Source organism: Chryseobacterium sp. NG-CE01, assembly GCF_055695505.1.
Genome location: NZ_CM146369.1, coordinates 933,653 through 957,207, shown reverse-complemented (window position 1 = coordinate 957,207; position 23,555 = coordinate 933,653). Strand labels below are relative to the sequence as shown.

Sequence of the window (23,555 nt, the reverse complement as noted above, 5' to 3'; positions counted from 1 at the left end):
TATTATTAAAGTATGTTAAAGAAAAATAAACCGCAACGGCCTATTTTGGGTGTGTTCGCGGTTTTTTTTATTAAGATTCTTTAACAAACAATAATTGTATATACTTAAAAATCTGTGGTATGTAAAGGATAATTCTAATTTTTAAGAATAAGGAAATGAATGAATCCTATCTGATTTTCATCGTATAAGTCATTACAAGAGAATCGATTGGAACGCAGGTCTAGTATAATAAAAAACTCTCCGGAAATACCGGAGAGTTTAACTAATATGGAACTTTACAGATGTTACTTTGTAAATAACATTTCTCTATATTTTGTCATTGGCCAAAGCTCATCATCCACCATCATTTCAAGCGCGTCTGATGCTTCTCTGATAACGTCGAATAACGGTTTTACTTTGCTGCAGTAATCTTCTGCCTGTTTTTGGCTGTCGGAAACTGCTTTTGCCTCTTCTCTTGCTTTGATAAGATCTTCAACACCCAGTTTGATCGCAGATACATTTTCAGAAATGCTTGTTATTAAGCTCATCTGTTCTTTTGCTAAAGATTTGAATTCGTTATCTCCGAAGATTTCTTTAAGACCTTTTACGTTTTCAATCAGTCTGTTCTGATAATTTAATGCAGAAGGAATAATGTGGTTTCTTGCGATGTCACTGAGTACTCTTGCTTCAATATCAATAACCGTTGAGTATTTTTCTAATTTGATTTCATTTCTTGCCTCAACTTCTCTGTGGGTAAAGATTCCCATTTCTTCGTAAAGAGCCAGGAATTTCTCATCCATTTCCTGTTTCAGAGCTTCCGGTGTGGTTTTCAGGTTGTTTAATCCTCTCTTTTCGGCTTCAATAGCCCAATCGTCAGAATAACCGTCGCCTTCAAACATAATGTTTTTACACTGCTTGATATATTCTCTTAATACATTGAAGATGGCTTCATCTTTCTTAAGACCTTTTTCGATAAGGGTGTCCACCTCCTTTTTGAAATCCCGAAGCTGTTTTGCAGCAATAGTATTCATTACCGTCATAGATTCTGCACAGTTTGCAGAAGATCCAACCGCTCTGATCTCGAATTTATTTCCTGTAAATGCAAACGGAGAGGTTCTGTTTCTGTCGGTGTTATCCAACAAAATTTCAGGAATCTTCCCAACAACATTCAGTTTTAAATCTGTTTTTTCATCCGGAGAAAGTTTTCCTTCCTTCACTTTTTCAAGTTCTTCCAATACTCTGAACAGCTGGCTCCCGATAAATACGGAGATGATCGCCGGCGGAGCTTCGTTGGCACCTAATCTGTGATCGTTGCTTGCAGAAGCTATACTTGCTCTCAAAAGATCTGCATATTCATGAACCGCTTTGATGGTATTCACGAAGAATGTTAAGAACTGTAGGTTTTTCTTAGGGTTTTTTCCAGGGCTTAATAAGTTTTCACCTGTATCGGTCGCCAAAGACCAGTTGTTGTGCTTTCCGCTTCCGTTTACGCCTGCGAATGGTTTTTCGTGGAATAAAATATGGAAGTGGTGTCTGTGGGCAACTCTTGCCATTACATCCATCAATAAAGAATTGTGGTCAACGGCAACGTTTACTTCTTCAAACATCGGAGCTAGCTCAAACTGGTTCGGTGCTACCTCATTATGTCTCGTTGTTACAGGAATTCCCAGCTTCATACACTCCACTTCTAATTCCATCATGAAGTTCATTACTCTCGTAGGAATAGACCCGAAATAATGGTCATCAAGCTGCTGTCCTTTTGCAGGGGAATGGCCTAATAAAGTTTTACCCGTTAATACAAGATCCGGGCGAGATTGGTATAATGCTGAATCTACCAGGAAATATTCCTGTTCCCAACCTAAAGTAGGCGTTACTTTGGTAACGTTTTTGTCAAAATACTGCATTACGTTGGTTGCAGCTTCATCCACCGCGTTAAGTGCTCTTAAAAGAGGCGCTTTATAATCTAAGGTTTCTCCGGTATAAGAGATGAAAATAGAAGGAATACATAATGTTGTTCCCATAATAAATGCCGGAGATGTAGGGTCCCATGCTGTGTAACCTCTTGCCTCAAAAGTGTTTCTGATACCACCGTTCGGGAAAGAAGATGCATCCGGCTCCTGCTGGATCAATAAATTTCCGCTGAATCTTTCGATGGCTCTTCCGCCTTCAATAGGGGTGAAGAAAGAATCGTGTTTTTCAGCAGTGCTTCCTGTTAAAGGCTGGAACCAGTGTGTGTAGTGGGTTACCCCTTTGCTCATGGCCCAGTCTTTCATTGCTACAGCTACCTGATCGGCAATGTGTCTCTGGATCTTAGTTCCTTTTTTTACGGCATCCATAATAGAATTGAATGCTTCTTTTGTTAAATATTCTCTCATTGTCTCTTCTGAGAAAACATTTTGGCAAAACAATTCGGATAGTTTTACAGGAACTTCTACAGAATTATCTCTTCTAAAGTCCTTAAATGGTAAAGTTTCTAACGCTTTGAATCTTAAAGTTGACATATTAGGTTTGATTTTTACGATGCAAATTTACGAAAAAAATAAAACAAAAATATTTTAACCCTAAAAAATTAAGGGGTAATTGTAAAATTAATTAAAATTTAACCGTTGATTGTAATTTTAGGAGGGGTATCTCGAGATATAGATATCAAAATAAAGGAACAACAGCTGTGCTAGGAACTGATAACAGCAACTCGATATTATTATGAGTACAATTTATAAATTATATTATAGGCATCACTAAAATGTTTCATCTATTTTTATTGATTACGGATTAATTTTAATTAATAATATTACTTTACCAGTTTAAACGACGAAATTATCACTTCTTCTGCAATTGTAAATTCTAGCTCTTATCAACAAATACAATCCAAAGTAAGATGTATCTAATAATATCATCTATAAAAACCGGAGGCTGAGGGACTCGAAGCCTCCGGTTTTTCCTAGCCCCGATTGCCGCGACATCCTTTTTTGTCTGCGGAGGGCTTAAAAAGCAGGGGACAAAAAAGATACAGCAGAAAGCGGGAAAAAGCTCCTGATTAACTTCTGAGATTTGAAAGAGATAGGTTTTTAGTGTTTCTTTGTGCTTCTTCGGTTTTAAATCCAAATAATACCATTCCTTTATATTATGTTAAGCCATTTATTAAAAGACACTTAAAATAACTTAGACGGAGATTTTGTATATTTGTGTGAAATTTATTTTATGACAAATTCTAGAGCTAGAGAAACAACGGAAGCAATTGAAAGATTGTATATTTCTATGAGACACCTCTTTTACAGAGGTTTTTTTAAACCTGCCGGTGTTTCGGGGGAGACGATCAGAAGTTTGTTAAAGACCATCAATCCGGAAATCTACGGAAGTATGAACGTGCCGAGTAAACTCGAACTCAACGGGTTGATGTATGTGCTGGACAGGCTTCCGGAAGGAATTGAAGAATGTGCTTTTATTCATCTTACTTCGGATGAAGGATTTGATAAGGGAAGTTTCGAACCGATTGTTCCCAAAAAGAGAAGAAGAAACTGCTACAGGATCGATGAACATCAGATGAATATCGAAGTGCTTTTGGGCCGTTCCGAGATCTATGATATTCTTACGCATTTAACTTTCTTATTTATAGAAGCGGATAAAGTAAGAAACCTGGCCTTCATTCAGGATGAAAACTGGAAGCCGACACGTGCTTTCAAAATCATTGAAGAAGTAGTAAAAGGAGAGAAAAAATTCAGCAGAAAAGAAAAAGAAGTCGCGCTGATTCACCTGTCATCTCTTATCGGAAGAACTTTTGATGAAACGCTGAATGCCTATAATACTTTTGGCGAAGACAACAATCCGGACCGTCTTTTCAAAATCATCTATAATCTCGCTAAAGTGAGTCTTGAAGATGCCAAGCAGACCAGAGAACGCGAAATACATTTCAGTGCCATATTAAAAGAAAGAGTAGGACATCATTATTTTGGTGAAAAATGGGCTCATAAAGTAAAAGAGGTGTTGTATGAAAATGATCTTCATATGCGCCCGCTTCATATTATTTCCGCCAATATGCATTCGGTGAAAAATATGCTGTATGCCAATGAAGCCCTCAAAAAGAAGGATCATAAGGTTGACTACAAACTATACGGAGAAATTTCCGATAAAAAAGAGCTTCGCGACAAAGTTTCGAAATATGCGCTTGAGCAGGGCATGATCTATATTAATGATAAGAGTGGAAGTAATATTGATGTTCAGATCATCGACCTCAGCAAAACCGAGCTTAAAAACACGCCGTTCCAGGATATTAAATTCGGAGGTGACGATGTGATCATGGTTTTCGATTATGCTTTCGGAGAGCAGGCTTTTGAAGTAATGGACGAGTTACTTAGACCTTTTGAACATAAAGGAGAAGTCTATATGATGAAGGTGAAATCTGTTTCTATTATGGGGAAAGCCGGAATTCTCGCCGGTGGAAAAGGAGATGTCATGATCCCGACTTCCCATATTTTTGAAGGAACAGCCGATAATTATCCTTTTGAAAATGCATTAAAACTGGAAGATTTCAAAGATGACGAACTTCAGGCTTTCGAAGGGCCGATGATTACCGTATTGGGAACTTCACTTCAGAACAGGGATATTCTTTCGTATTTTATGAACACTTCATGGAAAGCCATCGGACTTGAAATGGAAGGAGCGCATTACCAGAAAGCCATTCAGGTTGCTTCCAAGATCAGGCATCATATCACCCCGGATCTATTTGTAATGTATGCTTACTATGCTTCGGATAATCCGTTGGAAACAGGCAGCACGCTTTCTTCAGGCGGTTTAGGACTGACAGGAGTGAAGCCTACTTATCTTATTACGTTAAGAATATTAGAAAAGATTTTACAAAGCGGAAAGAAAGAGATTTCTGTTAAAAAATAAATAATTTATTATAGCAATTTACATCCTTCAAGGCTTCAATCTTGAAGGATTTTTCATTTACCACGAATTGCAAAATTTTTGTGTTAAAAATTGTGTTTTTCATTTGAGAAATTTGTGTTTAGAAAAACTTATCTTTAAAAAAATTAAAACAAATGAGCTCATCATCACAATTAGCCAAAAGATTCCGTGAAGTGTTGCTGGATGGTTTGTGGATCGCCAATACCAATTTTAAAGACCAGTTATCTAATGTAAATATGGAACAGGCTACAGCTAAAATAGGTTCTCTGAACACCATTGCCATGCTTACTTTTCATATTGATTATTATATTGCCGGACTTATCCATGTTTTTGAAGGAGGAGATCTGGAAATAAGAGATCAGTACAGTTTTGATCTTCCGCCTGTTGAAAGTGAAGAACAGTGGAAGAGTCTTAAAAATAAATTATGGAATGACGCTGAAAAATTCGCCAACTTACTGGACCTGATGCCGGATTCCAAAATGAATGAGGTTTTTGTGAACGAAAAATATGGAACCTATCTCAGGAATATTGATGGAATGATTGAACATTGTTACTATCATTTAGGTCAGATTACTTTAATTAAAAAACTGCTTCAACAAAAAGAGTCTGTATAATCAGGAAAATCAGCGGAAAATTTAACAATCTACATAATTTTAATCTAAACTTTATCAATAGAACAAAACCTTAACAACAATCACAATTTTTTGAGGTTTTTATTTAAATACATACCTTTAAGGAAAATAAATTTTATACATGAAAAGATCTTTTGCAATCCTCTTTGCGTTTATCATTTCTCAGTTTCAGGCTCAGCAGGGGCCTTATTATCAGCAGAGTGCGAAGTACAAAATGGATATTGATGTTAATGCTGAAAAATTCACTTATGAAGGCAAACAGACATTAGACTACAAAAATAATTCTCCGGATGAGCTTAATGTCGTGTATTTTCATCTGTACTGGAATGCCTTTAAGCCTAATTCAATGATGGATCAGAGAGTTGCCGGACAAGGAAAAAACGGCGATTCAAGATTGCAGAAAGACGGAATCTCAAGACTTGCCTCTATCCCGAAAGATCAGGAAGGCGCACAAAATATTCACTGGATTAAACAAAATGGAAAAACGCTGAAATATGAAATTCAGGAAACGGTAATGAAAGTATATCTGGCCGAGTCTATTAAGCCAAATTCTTCCACAACCTTTACATTAGAATGGGATGCCGTGATTCCTCAGCAGATCCGAAGAAGCGGAAGAAACAACAGGGAAGGCGTGGATATGACGATGACCCAGTGGTATCCTAAAATTGCAGAGTACGATTATGATGGCTGGGCAACTTTCGATTATATCGGAAGAGAATTTCATGCGCCATTCTCAGATTTTGAAGTTAATATTAAAATCAACAAAGATTATGTGATCGGAGCAGGAGGAATCCTCGAAAATCCCGGAACTGTAAAAGGGTATCAGGAAAAATCTTTGCTTACGGTTGATAAGAATAATAAAGTTACCTGGAAATGGACGGCAAGAAATATTCTGGATTTCGCCTGGGCGGCAGACAAAGACTACATTGTAAAAAGTTTTGATGTTCCTCAAGGCCCGAAGGTTTTCCTCGTGTATCAGAATAATGATAAAACTAAAGTTTGGGAGCAGGCTCAGCCGTACGTTACAAAATATTTCCAGCTGATGAATGCTCATTTCGGGAAATATGTGTATCCTACCTACGCTTTTATCCAGGGAGGAGATGGCGGAATGGAATACGGGATGTGTACCATGATTTTAGGAGAAGCTAAAAGTATGGAAGATCTGATGGGACTTATGGCTCACGAAGGCGCTCACTCCTGGTATCAGCAGATGCTGGCTACCAATGAACCGATGCGTCCCTGGATGGATGAAGGTTTTACCAGCTATGCAGAAGGCTACGTGATGAATCAGCTTTTCCCTCCTTCGAAAGAGCTTCCGAATCCGTTCGTAAACTCCATAAATGCTTACAGGAATTTTATTAAAAAGGGAATCGAAGAGCCTGCGGTATGGCTGGGAGATCATCATGACAACGGTACTTCCTATACCTATGCCTCTTATGTAAAAGGAGAACTGTATCTGGTACAGCTGGGTTATATTATGGGAGAGCAGAATCTGGCGGAAACATTAAAGCAGTACTATGATCAGTGGGCACTGAAGCATCCTTCCGACAGAGATTTTCTGCATATTGCCCAGAAAGTTTCCGGGATGGATCTGAAGTGGTTTCATCATTACTGGATCAATACTACCAAAACAATTGATTACGGAATCAAAGAGGTGAAGTACGATGCAAAATCTACAACCATTACCCTGGTAAACAACGGTCAGGTACCCATGCCGGTTGACTTCAGTGTCATAACTTCCGACAAGAAAATAATAACGTATCAGATCCCGATGAATATGACCCACACCTGGAAAGAGAAAGATGCTTACGGAGAATTCAAGACAATGCCTTATTGGCCATGGACGCAAAAAGAATACTCCATTACTGTTCCCTATACAAAATCGCAGCTGTCGGTTTTAGGAATAGATTTCAGTGAAAGAATGGCGGATGTGAATATGGAAAACAATTTTGTTGAAGTGAAATAACATTTTAACATAGATAAAAATCCCTGTAGAAATTTTTCTGCGGGGATTTTTATTAAAAGCATTCCTTTCAGCATAAAACTTATTTCGAAGATTGTAAGCAGGCTTATATAAAATCATTAAATTTAAAGCCTTAAATAATTAGTGATTCCATTAGATCAAATAAATGAATTCAATAGTAATTAATGTAGGAAACAGCAATATCAGATTCGGTCTTTTTAATGATGATAACTGCGATATTTCGTGGGTCATCAATACCAAGCCTTACAGAACGGCAGACGAACTTTATGTTCAGATGCTTATGCTATACCAGACCTATAAAATTCAGCCAAAAGAAATTAATAAGATCATCATGGGTTCTGTAGTGCCGCAGCTCACAAAAATAATGAGTTCGGCCATCAGGAAGATCCATGGGATTAATCCCGTGATTGTCGACAGAAATACTCTATCCGGAGTTCAGGCCAAATCCAAACAGATGGGAACCGATATTTATGCCAACCTGGTGGCAGCGCATAATATGTACCCGGACCGGAAAAAAATAGTTCTGGACTTTGGGACAGCCCTTACTGCAAGCTGTGTTGCAGAAAATGGCGAAACATTGGGCGTAATCATTGCTCCCGGAATCGTTACCGCTTTAAATTCCCTGATCAGCCAGACCGCTCAGCTCCCGGAAATAGAGCTGGTAAAGCCGAAGACCGTTTTAGGATTAGATACCGTTACCTGTATGCAGAGCGGAATGGTATACGGGTTTTTAGGAATGGTGGAAGGATTTATCGATCGAATCAATGATGAGGTGGAAGATAATTGTTTTGTAGTAGCTACAGGAGGAGTCTCTCATGTCTATAAACCTTTAACAGACAAAATCCATGTAATGGACAGACTCCATACCCTGAAAGGACTTTACTTTTTAGGAAAGGATTTGTAAGGTAAAGTTAAGGTTGGCGCTGAATGATCTTTGCTGAATTTGGCGCAGATCATTTTTTTTTCAGCCTCAATCTTAGCCTGTACTCATTATCTCTTTGACTTAAAAAACTCTTTTACGATAGAAGAACATTCATTTTCCATAATTCCGGTTACGATTTCTGTTTTGGGATGAAGAGAAAGATGTTTGTTGATAAAACCCCGCTGTTCATCTCTTGCTCCGATGACCACTTTTGAAATCTGTGTCCATGAAAGTGCTCCGGAACACATTACACATGGTTCCAGTGTTACATAAAGCGTACAGTTGATAAGATATTTTCCGCCAAGAAAATTCGCAGCCGAAGTAATGGCCTGCATTTCAGCATGGGCAGTAACGTCATTCAAGGTTTCAGTGAGATTGTGGGCTCTTGCAATGACCCTGTTGTTGGAAACGACAACGCAGCCAATCGGAACTTCATCTTTTTCAAGAGCAAGATGCGCTTCATTGAGCGCCATTTTCATAAAATATTCGTCGGTAAACATTTTTATTCTTCAAGATTCATAGTTAAGGGAAGCCGGAAGCGGTATCGAACAGGATGGCCATTGACGACGGCCGGGGAAAATTTCTGCGAAACAGAATATAAGGCGATTTCAGCCTGCCTGTTAAAAGTGAAATTATCTCCCTGGGCTTCAACATTTGTTATCGAGCCGTCTCTTTCTACGATGAAAGCAACATTTGTTTTAATGGTCTTGGTTTCAGAATATATACCTCCCAGGTAAAAAAGGCCGGCCACTTCTCTTCTGAGCTCGTTGATCCCTCCGGGATAATCTGCCGCTTTGTCTATAACGACATTCGGAACTTCATGAGCTTCGGGTGTAGTGTTTTCTTTTATGAGGTGGAGTCTCGCCAGATCCTCCAGATTTTTTGTTTTTAATAAAACACCAGTCAATGCAACATTTTCTATACTGTCCATCTTCTGCATGAAAAGAAGGTAATCACTTTTTATAGAAGCTTTATGAAAATTATCGGTTTCTGCGTCAAACTTTTTCTTGAATTCCTGACCAAGCATAGAGCGGTGCTGGTTGTAATACTGTTTAACGAGCCTGAAGTCTTCGGTCTGCTGCGAAAAGCAAAAGGAAGAAATAAGGCACAGAAGATATGGAAACAGGAATTTCACTTTGATATATTTATGTAAAAGTAATCAAAAAATCCAATACATTGTTCAGTCTTTCAGATAGCTGTTCAGCGATTCCTGCAGGTGGCTGCGTATTTCATCAACTAAAATTTTCGGTTCTAAAACCTGTACCTCTTTTCCATACGATAAGATCTCCTGCATAAAGTCGTAGGTGGGATGGAGGAAGAACTCAAAAAAGATCTCTTCCGGGGTTTCCTTTACTTCTTTCTGAGACTGGTGAAGGGGGAAACTTTTGATATACTCTCCCTGATGCCTGCTGCATTTGAGAACAATTTTCTGAGGGTTTTGGGCCGTAAGATTCATTACGCCGAAAGCATTTTTAAAATGTTCCCTGAAATTATATTTATATTTTTCTTTGAATTTGCTGTTCGAAACATCCAAATAATTGATCCTGTCCAGCCCGAAAGATTTCAGCATTTTATCCTTAGTATCAATAGCGATGAGATACCATCGGTCTTTGGATTCTTTTAAAGCAAGCGGGTGTACCTTTCGGGAAGTCATCAGCTTATTTTTATAATTATAATGTTCAAAAGAGACAATTCTTTTATTTCTGATGGCAAAGAACAGGTCATAAAAATGTTCAACGCCTGTAGGTTTTCTGCTTTCAAAAAAGATAAAATCTGAGAAATCAGGATGAAGATTCAGGGCGTTGCTTACCTGGAAGGATTCGAGCAACTTCTGATTATACTCATCTACTTCCATGATGGGGCGGCTCTCAATATAATATCGGTTATCGCCTTTCTTCTTATTGTGGATGGACAGGTTGAACAGGTCGGAAATTTCACGGATATCTCTCTGCAAAGTACGGATCGAATAGCTTTTAATGTCTGCGTCCTGAAATTCAAAAGAGTTGAGCAGGTATTCTTCCAGCTGCGAATAGGTCGCTGGAGAGTTTTCTAATCTTTTGATTATCAAAGCGTATCTGGTCAGGTAAAAGTCTTTTTTCATTCGGTCTATTTTTTCTGCAGGTTGTTAATTTCGAATGGAACGCCAGGCGTTTCATGGTTATATTCTAAGACAAATATATAAGCTTAATGCGACAAAACGTGTCGTGTTTTATTTTTGTGGATAAGTTCAGCAACCTTTATTGCCTGCGAAAGATTCATTAGAAATCCATATCCCATAAATAATCTACGATATTTTGTTCATGGTCAAAAATTAGAACTTTATTAAAAGTGAACTCCGCAGAATGAAATTCTGCGGAGTTCTGAAATGTTTATGTGAAATGGCTGCTTAGTTTTTTATTCATCATCAGGAATATCGTTTTCAAAATCATCCCGAAAAAAGCTTTCAATGTCAATAAGATAATTTTCATAATCTATTTCTGTATTTTCGATCTCACTCCAGTCAATCGTATAAAGATCTCTATCGAAAACAGTATCGGCATGATGGTTTGGTGTTTCCATGTTTATATATTTGTATTGGTTATAGTTTTAGATAAATCTAAAATAATTTGAGTTTTCATGGTTATTGTTTTAATTCTGATTCAAAGATATTTTGTCGCAGCGACAAAACATGACGTATAAAAATTATTTTCAAAATATAAGGTTAAGAGCTTATTTTATCATTTTATAAGTTAAATCGCTTATATTTTATTTTTAATCAGTTTCTGAACGATTTGATTGAGAACATCACGATTATCATCAATATAGCATAGCCCGGCCTGTATCAGATTTTCTATATTAGACCTTCTTACATTGTCCATTGCCGGTGAAGCATTTTTCAATGAAGGATTAAGGCGGTAATAATTTTTCTGATTTCGCTGTTCCAGTGTATCAAACATCTGACAAAGCTGGTAATCTACTGTTTCCGCGTTGGCCGACATTAAAATATCGATGATGGGATTTACCCAGCTTATTTTTCCTGCCTTTTCAAGCTTTTTGAAAGAATAAGCGCGTGCTTCAATACCGGTCCCGATAGAAATAACAATCATATCATTTACGGTAGGATGGTTGGTTTTCTGATTATTTTTCAATACTTCGGCAAAAGGAATCTTTCTTGCTTCCGCATACGCGCAGAGCGAAGGGTTATTCGCAAACATGCCGCCGTCAATCAGGCTGAAAATCTGTCCGTACATTGATTTGATCTGTACCGGTGAAAAATAAGTAGGTGCCGCTGAAGTTGCCCTGCACACATCTCGTACGTAAAAGTTGTCAGTGTTAAGTCTCGCCTTCCAGGAGTTAAACAGCTTTGCTCTTCTGTTTTCAATATCATAGCTCGTTATTAAACAAGGTTTTATCAGTTCCTTTAATTCTAAATTTCCAAAAAAGTCATTTAGATTTTTTTCAAGTGCTTTCTGGGATATTTTTTCGTTAATCAGTCCAAAAGGATTAATGAGTGTTTCCCAGAAAGAAACCTGGAATATGTCGCCACCTTTTTCAGCATAAAGCTCCAGCCCTTTTTGGATGGAATATTTTGCTTTTCGGTGTTCATCGGGACATAGAATAATAGATGCAATCAGACCTCCTGTACTGCTTCCCGCAACAAAATCAAAATAATCACCGAGCTTAGCACCCGGGTTATCATAAATCTGCAGCTGTTCTTCTATGTAACGCAGAATAATGCAGGTGATGATTCCCCTGATTCCGCCCCCGTCCAAAGATAGAATGGTTGTCTTTTTCATTTGTTTTTTGCTTTTTTCCGGAGAAAACCAGACAATTAAAGACAAGTAAAACCAATAGATTTCCGAAGAAATAACTATTGGTTTTTAATTGTATAGAGATTGTTTTGGTGTTTCTCTAAAGCAAAAGTAGGACTGGGAAGCGACAGAACTTGTCGTATTAAAATAATTTTTCAAACAAAGGAGAATTAAAAGATTACATAATTTTCTTTATCCCGTTTCATTTTAATCAGGTTCCGCCAGCTTGTTTTTACCATACCTTTCTCTGTAGGGATGCTTTTTTTCTCAAAATGAGGGAGGTCTTTGAAGGTTTTCCAGTTGCCGCCCCAGTCCCAGCCGTATTTGGCAAAAATTTTCACACATTCATACCAGTCGGCTACCCTGTCATTGTCCCAGTCTTTCACCGTGTCCCAGCTGGCTGTCTTGCCGTCGATCATCATGCATATATCAACGGCGAGTCCATAATTGTGAATGCTCTGGCCGGCTTTGGCATTGGTCACTTTTTTCCCGGAAGTAATTCTTCCGATTGCGTACAGTTTTTCCTGCTCTTCAAAACTTCGCAGACCTTGTGTAATTCTTACTTTTGCTCTTCCGTTCAACGCTTCATCACAATCTTCTATGATCTGTTTTACCTCTTCCCTTACAAGAGGATGTAGTTTTTCAATTCTTTGTACTGTTACTTTATCCATATCAATAATTTAGCATTTTAGAAAACAAAATTACAGGTATATGACGACAAAACTTGACGTATTAAAATAAATTTAATATTCTGTATATCAATCATTTAAATTTAATGTTAAAATTTATACTAAACATAATATTATAGTTTAAAAGTTATAATTTTGCTTATTGAAATGCTCCGTTTTTAATTATGTATGCTCTGGTAGATTGTAATAATTTCTTTGTTTCCTGCGAGCGGACTTTAGATCCTACGCTTGAAAATAAACCCGTTGTTGTACTTTCCAACAACGACGGATGTGTTGTGTCCCGGAGCAGAGAAGCCAAAGAGCTGGACATTCCTATGGCGGCGCCTGCGTTTAAATACAAAGCGCTTTTCAAAGAACATGATGTAAAAAGTTTTTCTGCAAAATTCGAGTTATATAATTTTAAAAGTCAGCAGGTTATTGAAATAGCAAAATCGTATGTTCTGGATTATGAAGTGTACAGTATTGACGAGCTGTTTCTGGATTTTACTGGTTTTAAATACATCAACATCCACGATTATTGTACTGAAATAAAAAACAGAATCGGGAAAGAGGCAAATATTCCGGTAAGTATCGGAATTGCACCCACAAAGACATTATGTAAGGTTGCCAACAGAATTGTAAAAAAGTACCCGGATAATTTTGATGGAGTATTTATACTGGATACACCGGATAAAATTGAGAAAGCTTTAAAATGGCTGCCAATAGGAGATGTATGGGGAATAGGGCGCAGACTTGCCGTAAAAATGAATGATAACGGTGTTCATAAAGCATGGGATCTGCTGCAGAAACCCGAAATGTGGGTACGCAAAGTAATGGGAATTCATGGAATAAGGATGATCAATGAGCTCAAAGGAATCCGGCAGCTGGAACTGGATGCTCCGTCTCCGAAGAAATCTATTGCGGTAACCAGAAGTTTTATGGAAATGCTTACCAAAAAAGAAGAGGTGCGAGAAAGGGTAGAGACTTTCGGGATGTACTGCTCTGAACGTTTAAGAAAGCAAAATACCTGCTGTAAAATGGTAACGGTTTTTGTACAGACCAACCGCTTCAGGAAAGATTTGCCTGAATACAGAAATGCCATCACTCAAATTCTCCCGAATCCTACCAATTCTTCCATATTGATAGGAAGGGTCGTAAACGAATTATTCGAGGCTGTTTTTAAAGAAGGATTCCATTATAAAAAAGCGGGAGTGATCGTCAATGATTTCGTACCCGAAGACCAAAGGTTAATCAACCTTTTCGAAGAAGATACCCAAAACCAGCATTTACCGGTAATGAAAGCCATGGATGCATTGAATAGGAAATTCGGGAAAGATAAAGTACGACTGGGAAGTATGAGCGGAGAAAATACTTACGGAAGAAAACAATTATCTCCCGAATACGAAGCTTTCCTTAAGAATAATACTTTTACGGAAGCCAATTTCAGGTTCCATTAGTCAGCAAATAATTGTACGGCTTCATTCACCAGAAACTTTACCTGATCGGGCCTTCCGCGGTCGTTTTTAGGAATATTGTTGTAGCTTCCTGTTCTTACGATGACCATATTGTATTCAGGAACCATGATGATGTATTGTCCCTGAAGTCCTAAAAAATAATAATGTTTAATGGGATTGTCATAATTAATCCAGAATCCCATTCCGTAGATTTCTTCAGATTTTTCTGTAGGAGTCCGCATTTGATTGATAAAATCAGGATTTAGAATCTGCTTTTCTCCTGCTTTTCCGTTATTCAGGAATAACTGTCCCAGCTTTGCAAAATCCCGGGTTGTAGCATGGATGCAGCAATAGGTTTTTTCCATTCCGCTTTCATCGGTGCTCCATTCTGCCTGATGTTCCATCCCGAGCGGAATCCATATTTTTTCAGATAAATAGCTCGCAAGAGTCTGGTTAACTGCTTTTTTCACCGCGAAGCCCAGCAGTTGGGTAGAACCGCTTTGATATTCAAATCGTTCTCCGGGATGATGCTTAAATGTTCTTGAAAAAGTAGCTTTTATAAGACTTCTTCCGTAGTAGGCTTTGGCATTGGGTAAAAAAGGATTTTTATAGTTTTCTTCCCAGTTAAGGCCGGATTCCATTTGGGCCAGATTTTTCAGTGTTAAATTTTCAGCAAATTCTTTGCTTTTAAATTCCGGAAAGTAGTCAGCAAAACAATCATCCACACTGTTGATTTTCCCTTCTTCAATCGCTTTTCCTAAAAGCATAACGGTAACTGCTTTTGCCATGGAGAAGGAATTGGTTTTTGATAATGCATTGTAGCCGTTCCAGTATTGTTCATGAACGAGTTTGCCGTTTTTTACTACAAGAAAAGAAGCGGTGTTGGAATGATGCAGGTCTTCAACGATATTTTTAGGTAATGGGGTTTTATTGTACTCCGGATCTTTTTCCCAACGGATAGGATTGCCGGCCGCGATGACATTATGGGTGAAAACTTTCCGTCATCAATATGAGCGCTCATTTTTCCCTTCAGGTAGGTTTTTGAAATTCCATTAAAAATATAACTGTATCCGAAAAGATAGAAAAGTGCCGCAGCGATTACAAGAACTGTAATCATATACATAATAATCATCATACTAATTGATCTTAAAGCAAATGTAAGCTAAATTTGAAAATATCGGACGAACCGGATTTTTCAGCAAAAATAAAAGCCCTGATTTCTCAAGGCTTTTGCTCTATATTTTTGAAAGTAAATTTCTGAAGTTGGTCTTTTCATCAATGATTCTTCTCAGCTCTGAAACAGGAACTCTCTCCTGCTGCATGGTGTCCCTGTCTCTGATCGTTACGGTGTGATCCGTCAATGAATCGTGATCAATCGTAATACAGTAAGGCGTCCCTATGGCATCCTGTCTTCTGTAGCGTTTTCCGATGGCATCTTTTTCTTCGTAGAACAGGTTGAAATCGTATTTCAGGTCATTGAAGATTTGCTCAGCATATTCTGCAAGACCATCTTTCTTCATTAACGGAAGAATAGCAGCTTTAATCGGTGCTAAAGCCGGTGGTAATGATAAAACTGTTCTTTCCGAACCATCTTCCAATACTTCGTCTTTTAAGCAATGAGAGAAAATAGAAAGGAATAATCTGTCCAGACCTACAGAAGTTTCCACCACATACGGAACATAGTTTTCGTTTCTTTCGGGATCGAAGAATTGTAATTTTCTTCCTGAATGCTTTTCATGAGCCTTTAAATCGAAATCTGTTCTTGAGTGAATACCTTCCAGCTCTTTGAAACCGAACGGGAAATTAAATTCAATATCAGCCGCAGCGTTCGCGTAATGAGCCAGCTTTTCATGATCGTGGAATCTGTAATTTTCATCACCTAATCCTAAAGCTAAGTGCCAATTCAGACGTTTTTGCTTCCATTGTTCGTAAAATTCCAATTCTGTTCCCGGAGCCACGAAGAACTGCATTTCCATCTGTTCAAATTCACGCATTCTGAAAATAAACTGTCTTGCAACGATCTCATTTCTGAATGCTTTACCGATTTGTGCAATACCGAAAGGAAGCCTGTGTCGTGATGTTTTCTGAACATTCAAAAAGTTCACGAAAATACCCTGAGCAGTTTCCGGTCTTAAATACAGATCCATTGCAGAGTCTGCAGAAGCGCCCAGCTTGGTTCCGAACATCAGGTTGAACTGTCGTACTTCCGTCCAGTTTTTAGAACCCGTATCAGGATCGGCAATTTCCAGCTCTTCGATTAAGGCTTTTACATCAGCAAGGTCTTCATTTTCCAGGGATTTTGCCAGCCTTGAAAGAATGGCTTCTCTTTTGGCTCTGTATTCCAGTATTTTAGGATTGGTTGCGACAAACTGATCTTTATCAAAAGCCTCTCCGAATCTTTTCGCAGCTTTTTCAATTTCCTTGTTTTCTTTATCCTCAATTTTGGCGCAGTAATCTTCCACCAAAACGTCTGCTCTGAAACGTTTTTTAGAATCTTTATTGTCAATCAATGGATCGTTGAAAGCGTCTACGTGTCCCGAAGCCTTCCATGTGGTCGGATGCATGAGAATTGCAGAATCAATGCCGACAATATTTTCATTAAGCTGTACCATGGCTTTCCACCAGTACTGCTTAATATTATTCTTGAGTTCGGCACCGTTTTGACCATAATCGTAAACAGCGGATAAACCATCGTAAATCTCACTCGAAGGGAAAATAAAACCATATTCTTTAGCGTGAGAAATCACTTTCTTGAAAACATCTTCTTGCTTTGCCATAATTTTTAACGTCTGAAGTTGCAAAAATAGTGAAAAACCGGGAAGTTAGAAGTTTTTATAATATAGAATTTTAGGAGTCGGGAACCTGCTTTCGCTACTCGCTATTTTCCGGGATTTTGGCGGCGCGGCGAAGCCGCGCCGCCAAAATCCCGGAAAATGAGCTCAAACATGCCGCTCAATCAGGACTAGTGATAGAAATTCTCTACTTTTGCCGGATGTTAGAAATTCTTTATCGCGACGAGTATCTTATTGCCATCAATAAACCCAGCGGATTATTGGTTCATAAATCTTTCTATGCTGGAGAAGCAGATACGTATGCCATTCAGGAATTAAAAAAGCAGATCGGGCAAAAAGTGTATCCGGTACACCGGTTAGACCGGAAAACTTCGGGTGTCTTGCTGTTTACTTTAGATAGAGAAACATTGAGAATAATGAGCGATCAGTTCGCCACGCGGGAAGTAGAGAAAAAATACATCGCGATTCTGCGGGGCTGGGCCAAAGAAGAAGAAACCATTGATTATGACCTGGTCAATGAAAACGAAGTTACGCAGAATGCTGTTACGTATTACCGGCGTTTGCAGACTTCGGAAATCGATTTACCTTTTTTAAAACATCAGACCTCAAGATATTGCCTGGTGGAAGCGGTTCCTAAAACAGGAAGATTTCACCAGCTGAGAAAACATTTTAAACATATTCTGCACCCTATTTTAGGCTGCCGCAAGCACGGCTGTAATAAGCAGAATAAGTTGTGGCTTCAGACATTTGGCATCAGCAAAATGACGTTGCATGCCCATCAACTTACGTTTAATCATCCGATTTCCGGTGAGAAAATAACAATTAATGCGACGATAGATAATGAGTTCAAAAATGTAGGAGATATTCTGAACCTGGATTTGAGTGCCTATTCTTAACACGCAGTTTGTCATCCTGGAAAGATCTAAACAAAGGATAATAATAATTTCAGTTGCTATGAAATCACAAATCGGGTTAATTTCATACGATTGAATAAGCGACTGCAACCCTAGCCCCGATTGCAATGAAAATCCTTTTTGCTGCTGAAAGTCCCTCTCCATTGGAGAGGGATTTAGGGTGAGGAAAAAAGATTGTAATGGAAAGCGGGAAATAGCTCCTGAAAAACTTTACAATCAGCGTTACGTTATCTTACATATTTAAGCAGATTTTGCAGATGATTACATGTTATAGACAGTATATATCATACAATTTTCCCATTAATATCACAGGTTAACGAATCATTAATTTAAAAATGAGTATTTTTGTAAAACTTTTTTTCAATGTACAAGTCGCTCATCCGCCCGATTCTTTTTAAATTTGACCCTGAAGAAGTTCATCATTTTACTTTTTCAATGCTTAAAAATTTTGGATTTCTAACAAAATTATTTTTCCCGAAACCTGTTGAAGATAAACGTCTTGAAAGAGAAGTCTTCGGATTGAAATTTAAAAATCCTGTCGGGTTGGCAGCAGGTTTTGACAAGAACGCCGTTTTATTTAATGAATTGGGAGATTTGGGTTTCGGATTTGTAGAAATAGGTACGGTTACGCCAAGAGCACAAGCAGGAAATCCTAAGAAGAGACTCTTCCGTTTGATAGAAGATGGCGGAATCATTAACAGAATGGGTTTCAATAACGATGGATTGGAAGCTGCCATTGAAAAACTGAAAGGTAATAAAGGCAAAATCATCATCGGCGGAAACATCGGTAAAAATACAGACACAACACCGGAAAACTATACCCAGGATTATCTGGAATGTTTCGAAGGGCTTCATCCTTATGTAGACTATTTCGTGCTGAATGTAAGCTGTCCGAACGTAGGAAGTCACGCTAAGCTTGAAGATGTAGAATATCTGAGAGAGTTAATTACCGAAGTTAAAAAAATCAACGAGTCAAAAGCTGTACAAAAACCTATATTACTGAAAATTGCTCCGGATCTGAATAACAATCAGCTTGATGAAATCATTGAGCTGATCGCAGAAACTAAAATTGACGGAATTGTAGTTTCCAATACATCGGTAAACCGGGAAGGTTTGAAAACATCACCGGAAGTGTTGGCACAAATCGGAAACGGTGGTCTCAGCGGAAAACCTATTCGTGAGCGAAGCACAAAAATGATCCAATATCTTTCCGACAAAAGCAACAGATCTTTCCCGATTATTGGAGTAGGCGGAATTCATTCTGCAAAAGATGCCCTGGAAAAACTGGATGTGGGAGCTACCCTTGTGCAGCTGTACACAGGATTTATTTATGAAGGCCCGGAACTGATTAATGAGATCAATAAAGCAATATTAACGAGAGCCAGCCGATTACCGAGGTAATTGCTGCCTCGACTTGGTGATGGTTGCATTTTTAAAATCAACGGTTAAGGTATAAGCAGGAGATGAGGAATTTTTCTGAATATTCAGGATTTTTTTGTCATTCTTTTTTACGCTTTTGGTGTCATATATATTTTCTATGCAGCTTTCTGTAATGTATTCATCAAAATTTTTGAAATTCCAGTCATTGGTGAAGTAGAGCACTCTGTACCCTTTTTCGCCGTCGCTGGCACCGCACATTCCGCAGAAATTAAAATTGGAGACTTCTTCAAAATATAATAAAACCCTGTTTCCGGATTTATCTGAAGCATACGAAATAAGCTTATTTCCTCCGGAAGGATTGATCACATCGTAGGTGTTTATCTTTTTGTTGTGAGGAAGGATGAGATAATTGTTGTAGCGGTATATCCTTGTATCTTTGGTAAATAATTTTGCAGGCAGGATTTTATTATCCATATAAAATTTTCCTTCAACTGCTTTTTTAAGGGAATAGTCACTTTCAAAAAGCAGGGCTTCTTTCGGCTTCATGATTTTAGCAATACTGTCTGTCTTTGTGACTGATTCTTGATCTGTAATTTTTTGACGGAGGAATTTTGCCGCACGACTTTGTTGGCTTCCGAAATTATACAGGTATAGGTTTGCCTGATCGTAGATTCCTGTTAAAGGAATTTTCTTTTTGTACTTATCATAATAATACCAACCTTTCATAAAATGCTGGTACTGGTTACAATCTACAATTCCGTCAAAATTAAGCTGTAAAGTAATCGGATTTCCTGCAATTTCTCCCTTGAAAATCTGGGAGGAATCGGTCACTTTTTTCAGTTCCACTTTTTGGCAGGTAAAAAATGCTATGCTAAAAGAAAACAAGAGAGAAAATATGTTTTTCATGGTTAGGTTTGCGTTTGGGTTAATGTCAGAGGAAAAAATGAGCAATGGTATAAATAATCAGTCCTACCAATCCGCCAACTAAAGTTCCGTTGACCCGGATGAACTGTAAATCTTTACCGACCTCAAGCTCCAATTTCTCACTGAGCTCCTTTCCCTGCCAGTTTCCTACGGTGGAACTGATGAGGTTTCCGAACTGATGGGTGTTTCTCAGGATGTATTTGTAAGCCGTCACCCGAATCCAGTCGTCGATCTTATTCTGAAGGTTTTCGTCTGTTTTTAAATTCTCTGAAAATTCGCTGAGGTTTTTGGATAAATAGTTTTTTAAAGATGATTCTTCTTCCTGAAGTTCATTCTTTAATGTATTTTTAATGGAAATCCAGATGTCATTTGAATATTCATTCAGTTTGTCACCCTTCAGGAGATCTTTTTTAATGTTTTTAAACTCTTCATCCCACTTCGGATCTTCTTTTAAATCAACAGAAAATTCAAGTATTTTCTGGGTAATCAGTTGTCTGATCTCATGCTGCGGATCTTCTTCAATTTCTCTGAAAAAATCTGACAGTCCGGTTGCAATTTTATCAGCAATTTTATTATCAACAAAAGAAGGAATAAAGGTGTAGCTTCCTTTTTTTACCCGCTCTTTAATCATTTCATCATTTTCAAGAATGTAATTTTTGATCTGTGCCGAAAGATTGGTTACCATTCTCTGATGGTCATTTTTCTCAATAATATAACCGATTCCGTTTCCTACGATCTTGTTAAGCTTGATATCATCGGTCATTTCCTGAACTTTTTTACTGATAAACTGGCTCACCGCAGTATCGTCAAGCTTATTGAGAATGTCCAGAACAATATCTGAAATATTTTTGATCACAATTTCCTGGTTTTTCTGTTTCCCAAGCCATTCTCCCACAAACCCGGAAATTTTCAGCTTCATCATATAAGGCCTGATATTCTGTGGAGAAAGAAAATTACTCACCACAAAACTGCCGAGATTGTCGCCCAGTCTCTCCTTGCTGTTTTCAATAAGGTTGGTATGAGGAATGGGTAATCCTAACGGATGGCGAAAAAGCGCGGTAACCGCGAACCAATCAGCAAGTGCACCCACCATTGCCGCTTCGGAAAATGCCCGTACATAGCCGACCCAGTGCGAGTCTACATTTTTTTGGAGAAGAGTGGTGGCAATAAAAACGGCCGCCATTAAAAGGAACAGCCCTGTAGCAAATGCCTTATATTTTCTTAATTGTTTTCTTTTGGCCTCATCATTCATATGCTCAAATTTAGTACATTTGGTATATATTTTTTACCACAAAAGTCACAAAAGAATTTTCAAGATATTTAAAGTTAAATGTTTCTGCCGAAGACACATTAGATTTTATATACTGTGTAATTTTACCAGCATCAATTTGGGCTAAAAACTTTTGTGACTTTTGTGGTTAAATTTTTAGTCACCTAAATCTTTTAAGTAAAATCATATGCAAAACGAAGCAAAAAACAATCCATACTACTCAAGAACAGACAGAACAGCAGTGAATATTTCCAATGAAGAATGGAAAAAAATACTTTCGCCGGAACTGTATGCTGTAGCAAGAGAAGCGGCAACCGAAAGAGCCTTTACCGGGAAATACAATGAGTTTGATGAATTGGGAGAATATTACTGTGCGGTATGTGGAAATCATCTTTTCAGGTCTACGGAGAAATTTTCCAGCAGCTGTGGATGGCCGAGCTTTTTTGAAGCGGATAAAGACGGTGTTTATTATAAAAGAGATTTAACGTACGGAATGGATAGGGTAGAGGTTCTGTGTAAACGGTGCGATTCCCATCTCGGGCATGTTTTTGATGATGGTCCGAAGCCCACCGGATTAAGGTACTGCATGAATTCCGTGAGTCTGGAATTTGTTCCGGATGAGCAGATATAAAATAGTTTTTATTCACGAAATCAGGAAGTTAAAGTTTCTTAAATTTGAGTTAAACCCGTGGAGTTATTCTTTCAGATACGTATGTTTTTATACATTTGCTGACTCAATTGGATTAACATAATATTGAATGAAAGGATTTTATAGCGTATTAACTATTGTTTACATGGTAACTACTTCATTCTACTTGTCGCCCGAAAAAAAAGAGGCCAGGAATGAAATCAGTACAAAAAAGATTGAAAGAGTAACCGACGGAGAATCGGGAAAGACCGCAGGAAAAACAGTATCCTCATCAGAAGAGTTATACAGATCTATCGCATTTGAACAAGGACATGAACTTAACGAAGAAGTTTTCTTCAAAGCCTTAACAGGGTTTGAGAATTTGAAGAAAGCTGGTTTGCTTAATCAGGATTCGCATTTACTTACGGTATGCGATTTTTCCATGTCCTCAAATACGAAAAGACTTTGGGTAATTGATATGAATGAGCGAAAAGTACTGTTCAACTCACTGGTAGCACACGGTAAAAATACCGGAGAAGAGTTTGCAACGAATTTTTCTAATACTGATAGCTCGCTTCAGAGCAGCTTAGGTTTTTATATTACCGATGCAACGTACAACGGGGATAACGGATTTTCCCTGAGATTACTGGGAATGGATAAAGGATTTAATGATGCGGCGTACAGAAGAGCTATCGTAATGCACGGCGCAGATTATGTAAGCGATGAATTTGCAGCAATGCATAAAAGAATCGGGAGAAGCTGGGGCTGCCCTGCCGTACCGAGAGATCTTACACAGCCGATTATTAATACCATTAAAGGAAGGAATCTTCTGTTTATCTATTATCCGGACCAAAATTATCTTTCTAAATCAGAATGGCTGAAAACATCAGTGTAAATGAAAGAAAACCACAAATATATTCCGGCAATACGGTTGATAAATGCTCCTGACGGAAGCAGTACTTTCGAAATGGGAAAACTTCCTGTTCTGAAAACAATCAGTACTACTTCTTTCCGCATCAGCAATACCGTAGAAGAATGGGAAAAATCTGATCATCCCGCACCCAGAAGACAATATGTAGTAACGGTAAAAGGGAAAATCAGGTTTAAAGTGAGCAGTGGAGAAACATTTCTTATTGAACCCGGAATTATTCTTTTGGCAGAAGACGTAGAAGGAAAAGGTCACAGCTGGCAATTTGAAGAAGGAGAAACGTGGGAAAGGATTTATATTCCCATTACAGATCAAGATGAAAGTTTCTTCATTCCTGATCGTAATTAGAAATATTTTAATTGATTAAATAAAAGAGCAGTC

At 38.1% G+C, this 23,555-nt stretch carries 22 protein-coding genes; 10 read left to right on the top strand and 12 right to left on the bottom strand.

Translation table 11 applies throughout. From position 1 onward, the window contains the following. Positions 1-284: 284 nt before the first annotated feature. On the bottom strand, positions 285-2,480 hold the full coding sequence (locus ACYT6F_RS04650; protein ID WP_472600094.1) for a glutamine synthetase III family protein: 2,196 nt from the start codon (positions 2,478-2,480) through the stop codon (positions 285-287). 700 nt (positions 2,481-3,180) lie between these two features. On the opposite strand from ACYT6F_RS04650, the gene ACYT6F_RS04645 reads away from it, so the two are divergent. The 4 genes from ACYT6F_RS04645 (at position 3,181) to ACYT6F_RS04630 (ending at position 8,407) form a co-directional block, all read left to right on the top strand. After that, entirely contained in the window at positions 3,181-4,869 is a 1,689-nt protein-coding gene (locus tag ACYT6F_RS04645; protein WP_472600093.1) for a DUF6909 family protein, read from the top strand. Between the two features lie 152 nt (positions 4,870-5,021). Continuing rightward, positions 5,022-5,501, top strand: a complete 480-nt coding sequence (locus ACYT6F_RS04640) for a DUF1572 domain-containing protein (protein WP_472600092.1) — start codon at positions 5,022-5,024, stop codon at positions 5,499-5,501. Between the two features lie 139 nt (positions 5,502-5,640). Then, positions 5,641-7,485 (top strand): M1 family metallopeptidase, encoded by a 1,845-nt coding sequence (locus ACYT6F_RS04635; protein WP_472600091.1) that lies wholly within the window; start codon positions 5,641-5,643, stop codon positions 7,483-7,485. A 163-nt stretch (positions 7,486-7,648) separates the two neighbouring features. Beyond that, complete coding sequence (locus tag ACYT6F_RS04630; RefSeq protein ID WP_472600090.1) at positions 7,649-8,407, top strand: type III pantothenate kinase; 759 nt, start codon at positions 7,649-7,651, stop codon at positions 8,405-8,407. A gap of 86 nt (positions 8,408-8,493) precedes the next feature. On the opposite strand, the gene ACYT6F_RS04625 is transcribed toward ACYT6F_RS04630, so the two are convergent. The 6 genes from ACYT6F_RS04625 to ACYT6F_RS04600 all read right to left on the bottom strand — a co-directional run bounded on the left by ACYT6F_RS04625 (position 8,494) and on the right by ACYT6F_RS04600 (position 12,887). Further along, positions 8,494-8,925, bottom strand: coding sequence for a nucleoside deaminase (locus tag ACYT6F_RS04625; RefSeq protein ID WP_472600089.1), 432 nt, complete (start codon positions 8,923-8,925; stop codon positions 8,494-8,496). 2 nt (positions 8,926-8,927) lie between these two features. Continuing rightward, positions 8,928-9,560 carry an energy transducer TonB gene (locus ACYT6F_RS04620; RefSeq protein WP_472600088.1) on the bottom strand — a complete coding sequence of 211 codons (633 nt, stop codon included), beginning with the start codon at positions 9,558-9,560 and terminating at the stop codon, positions 8,928-8,930. Between the two features lie 45 nt (positions 9,561-9,605). After that, the gene (locus tag ACYT6F_RS04615) at positions 9,606-10,526 is read right to left on the bottom strand and encodes a helix-turn-helix transcriptional regulator (protein WP_472600087.1); all 921 of its coding nucleotides are present in this window, start codon (positions 10,524-10,526) and stop codon (positions 9,606-9,608) included. 293 nt (positions 10,527-10,819) lie between these two features. Next, the gene (locus ACYT6F_RS04610; protein WP_472600086.1) at positions 10,820-10,984 is read right to left on the bottom strand and encodes a hypothetical protein; all 165 of its coding nucleotides are present in this window, start codon (positions 10,982-10,984) and stop codon (positions 10,820-10,822) included. A gap of 179 nt (positions 10,985-11,163) precedes the next feature. Next, positions 11,164-12,201: a patatin-like phospholipase family protein gene (locus ACYT6F_RS04605; RefSeq protein ID WP_472600085.1), complete on the bottom strand. Its 1,038-nt coding sequence runs from the start codon at positions 12,199-12,201 to the stop codon at positions 11,164-11,166. 185 nt (positions 12,202-12,386) lie between these two features. Beyond that, the gene (locus tag ACYT6F_RS04600; RefSeq protein WP_472600084.1) at positions 12,387-12,887 is read right to left on the bottom strand and encodes a M15 family metallopeptidase; all 501 of its coding nucleotides are present in this window, start codon (positions 12,885-12,887) and stop codon (positions 12,387-12,389) included. Between the two features lie 182 nt (positions 12,888-13,069). Here ACYT6F_RS04600 and ACYT6F_RS04595 point away from each other — a divergent pair, with 182 nt between their 5' ends. Next, positions 13,070-14,341, top strand: a complete 1,272-nt coding sequence (locus ACYT6F_RS04595; protein WP_472600083.1) for a Y-family DNA polymerase — start codon at positions 13,070-13,072, stop codon at positions 14,339-14,341. On the opposite strand, the gene ACYT6F_RS04590 is transcribed toward ACYT6F_RS04595, so the two are convergent. The 3 genes from ACYT6F_RS04590 to ACYT6F_RS04580 all read right to left on the bottom strand — a co-directional run bounded on the left by ACYT6F_RS04590 (position 14,338) and on the right by ACYT6F_RS04580 (position 17,115). After that, positions 14,338-15,234: a serine hydrolase domain-containing protein gene (locus ACYT6F_RS04590; RefSeq protein WP_472601099.1), complete on the bottom strand. Its 897-nt coding sequence runs from the start codon at positions 15,232-15,234 to the stop codon at positions 14,338-14,340. The two genes, ACYT6F_RS04595 and ACYT6F_RS04590, sit on opposite strands and share 4 nt — an antisense overlap. Continuing rightward, positions 15,201-15,473 carry a hypothetical protein gene (locus ACYT6F_RS04585; protein ID WP_472600082.1) on the bottom strand — a complete coding sequence of 91 codons (273 nt, stop codon included), beginning with the start codon at positions 15,471-15,473 and terminating at the stop codon, positions 15,201-15,203. Before ACYT6F_RS04585 ends, ACYT6F_RS04590 begins: the two co-directional genes overlap by 34 nt. A 100-nt stretch (positions 15,474-15,573) precedes the next feature. Next, a complete protein-coding gene (locus tag ACYT6F_RS04580) occupies positions 15,574-17,115 on the bottom strand; it encodes a glycine--tRNA ligase (protein WP_472600081.1) in 1,542 nt (513 codons plus the stop codon). A 215-nt stretch (positions 17,116-17,330) separates the two neighbouring features. Here ACYT6F_RS04580 and ACYT6F_RS04575 point away from each other — a divergent pair, with 215 nt between their 5' ends. Together ACYT6F_RS04575 and ACYT6F_RS04570 are read left to right on the top strand one after the other, a co-directional pair. Beyond that, a complete protein-coding gene (locus ACYT6F_RS04575; protein WP_472600080.1) occupies positions 17,331-18,026 on the top strand; it encodes a pseudouridine synthase in 696 nt (231 codons plus the stop codon). Positions 18,027-18,407: 381 nt separating this feature from the next. Then, positions 18,408-19,445 (top strand): quinone-dependent dihydroorotate dehydrogenase, encoded by a 1,038-nt coding sequence (locus tag ACYT6F_RS04570; protein WP_472600079.1) that lies wholly within the window; start codon positions 18,408-18,410, stop codon positions 19,443-19,445. Here ACYT6F_RS04570 and ACYT6F_RS04565 read toward each other — a convergent pair. Both ACYT6F_RS04565 and ACYT6F_RS04560 read right to left on the bottom strand, forming a co-directional pair. Further along, a complete protein-coding gene (locus ACYT6F_RS04565; protein ID WP_472600078.1) occupies positions 19,434-20,330 on the bottom strand; it encodes a hypothetical protein in 897 nt (298 codons plus the stop codon). The two genes, ACYT6F_RS04570 and ACYT6F_RS04565, sit on opposite strands and share 12 nt — an antisense overlap. A gap of 25 nt (positions 20,331-20,355) precedes the next feature. After that, positions 20,356-21,600 (bottom strand): DUF445 domain-containing protein, encoded by a 1,245-nt coding sequence (locus ACYT6F_RS04560; protein WP_472600077.1) that lies wholly within the window; start codon positions 21,598-21,600, stop codon positions 20,356-20,358. Between the two features lie 205 nt (positions 21,601-21,805). Between ACYT6F_RS04560 and msrB the strand changes: the two genes are divergently transcribed. The 3 genes from msrB to ACYT6F_RS04545 all read left to right on the top strand — a co-directional run bounded on the left by msrB (position 21,806) and on the right by ACYT6F_RS04545 (position 23,522). Continuing rightward, positions 21,806-22,249: a peptide-methionine (R)-S-oxide reductase MsrB gene (msrB, locus tag ACYT6F_RS04555; protein ID WP_472600076.1), complete on the top strand. Its 444-nt coding sequence runs from the start codon at positions 21,806-21,808 to the stop codon at positions 22,247-22,249. Positions 22,250-22,376: 127 nt separating this feature from the next. Next, complete coding sequence (locus ACYT6F_RS04550) at positions 22,377-23,141, top strand: murein L,D-transpeptidase catalytic domain family protein (protein WP_472600075.1); 765 nt, start codon at positions 22,377-22,379, stop codon at positions 23,139-23,141. Next, entirely contained in the window at positions 23,142-23,522 is a 381-nt protein-coding gene (locus tag ACYT6F_RS04545) for a cupin domain-containing protein (protein WP_472600074.1), read from the top strand. It abuts the gene before it with no gap. The last annotated feature ends 33 nt before the right edge of the window (positions 23,523-23,555 follow it).

Bases quoted from the DNA above. Each gene is read 5' to 3' on its own strand.
- ACYT6F_RS04565 (WP_472600078.1), bottom strand. From the start codon at position 20,330: ATGAAAAACATATTTTCTCTCTTGTTTTCTTTTAGCATAGCATTTTTT.
- ACYT6F_RS04605 (WP_472600085.1), bottom strand. From the start codon at position 12,201: ATGAAAAAGACAACCATTCTATCTTTGGACGGGGGCGGAATCAGGGGA.
- ACYT6F_RS04600 (WP_472600084.1), bottom strand. From the start codon at position 12,887: ATGGATAAAGTAACAGTACAAAGAATTGAAAAACTACATCCTCTTGTA.
- ACYT6F_RS04585 (WP_472600082.1), bottom strand. From the start codon at position 15,473: ATGATGATTATTATGTATATGATTACAGTTCTTGTAATCGCTGCGGCA.
- ACYT6F_RS04625 (WP_472600089.1), bottom strand. From the start codon at position 8,925: ATGTTTACCGACGAATATTTTATGAAAATGGCGCTCAATGAAGCGCAT.
- ACYT6F_RS04545 (WP_472600074.1), top strand. From the start codon at position 23,142: ATGAAAGAAAACCACAAATATATTCCGGCAATACGGTTGATAAATGCT.
- ACYT6F_RS04570 (WP_472600079.1), top strand. From the start codon at position 18,408: ATGTACAAGTCGCTCATCCGCCCGATTCTTTTTAAATTTGACCCTGAA.
- ACYT6F_RS04575 (WP_472600080.1), top strand. From the start codon at position 17,331: ATGTTAGAAATTCTTTATCGCGACGAGTATCTTATTGCCATCAATAAA.
- ACYT6F_RS04630 (WP_472600090.1), top strand. From the start codon at position 7,649: ATGAATTCAATAGTAATTAATGTAGGAAACAGCAATATCAGATTCGGT.
- ACYT6F_RS04640 (WP_472600092.1), top strand. From the start codon at position 5,022: ATGAGCTCATCATCACAATTAGCCAAAAGATTCCGTGAAGTGTTGCTG.
- ACYT6F_RS04550 (WP_472600075.1), top strand. From the start codon at position 22,377: ATGAAAGGATTTTATAGCGTATTAACTATTGTTTACATGGTAACTACT.
- ACYT6F_RS04615 (WP_472600087.1), bottom strand. From the start codon at position 10,526: ATGAAAAAAGACTTTTACCTGACCAGATACGCTTTGATAATCAAAAGA.
- ACYT6F_RS04645 (WP_472600093.1), top strand. From the start codon at position 3,181: ATGACAAATTCTAGAGCTAGAGAAACAACGGAAGCAATTGAAAGATTG.
- ACYT6F_RS04560 (WP_472600077.1), bottom strand. From the start codon at position 21,600: ATGAATGATGAGGCCAAAAGAAAACAATTAAGAAAATATAAGGCATTT.
- ACYT6F_RS04650 (WP_472600094.1), bottom strand. From the start codon at position 2,480: ATGTCAACTTTAAGATTCAAAGCGTTAGAAACTTTACCATTTAAGGAC.
- msrB (WP_472600076.1), top strand. From the start codon at position 21,806: ATGCAAAACGAAGCAAAAAACAATCCATACTACTCAAGAACAGACAGA.
- ACYT6F_RS04610 (WP_472600086.1), bottom strand. From the start codon at position 10,984: ATGGAAACACCAAACCATCATGCCGATACTGTTTTCGATAGAGATCTT.
- ACYT6F_RS04635 (WP_472600091.1), top strand. From the start codon at position 5,641: ATGAAAAGATCTTTTGCAATCCTCTTTGCGTTTATCATTTCTCAGTTT.
- ACYT6F_RS04595 (WP_472600083.1), top strand. From the start codon at position 13,070: ATGTATGCTCTGGTAGATTGTAATAATTTCTTTGTTTCCTGCGAGCGG.
- ACYT6F_RS04580 (WP_472600081.1), bottom strand. From the start codon at position 17,115: ATGGCAAAGCAAGAAGATGTTTTCAAGAAAGTGATTTCTCACGCTAAA.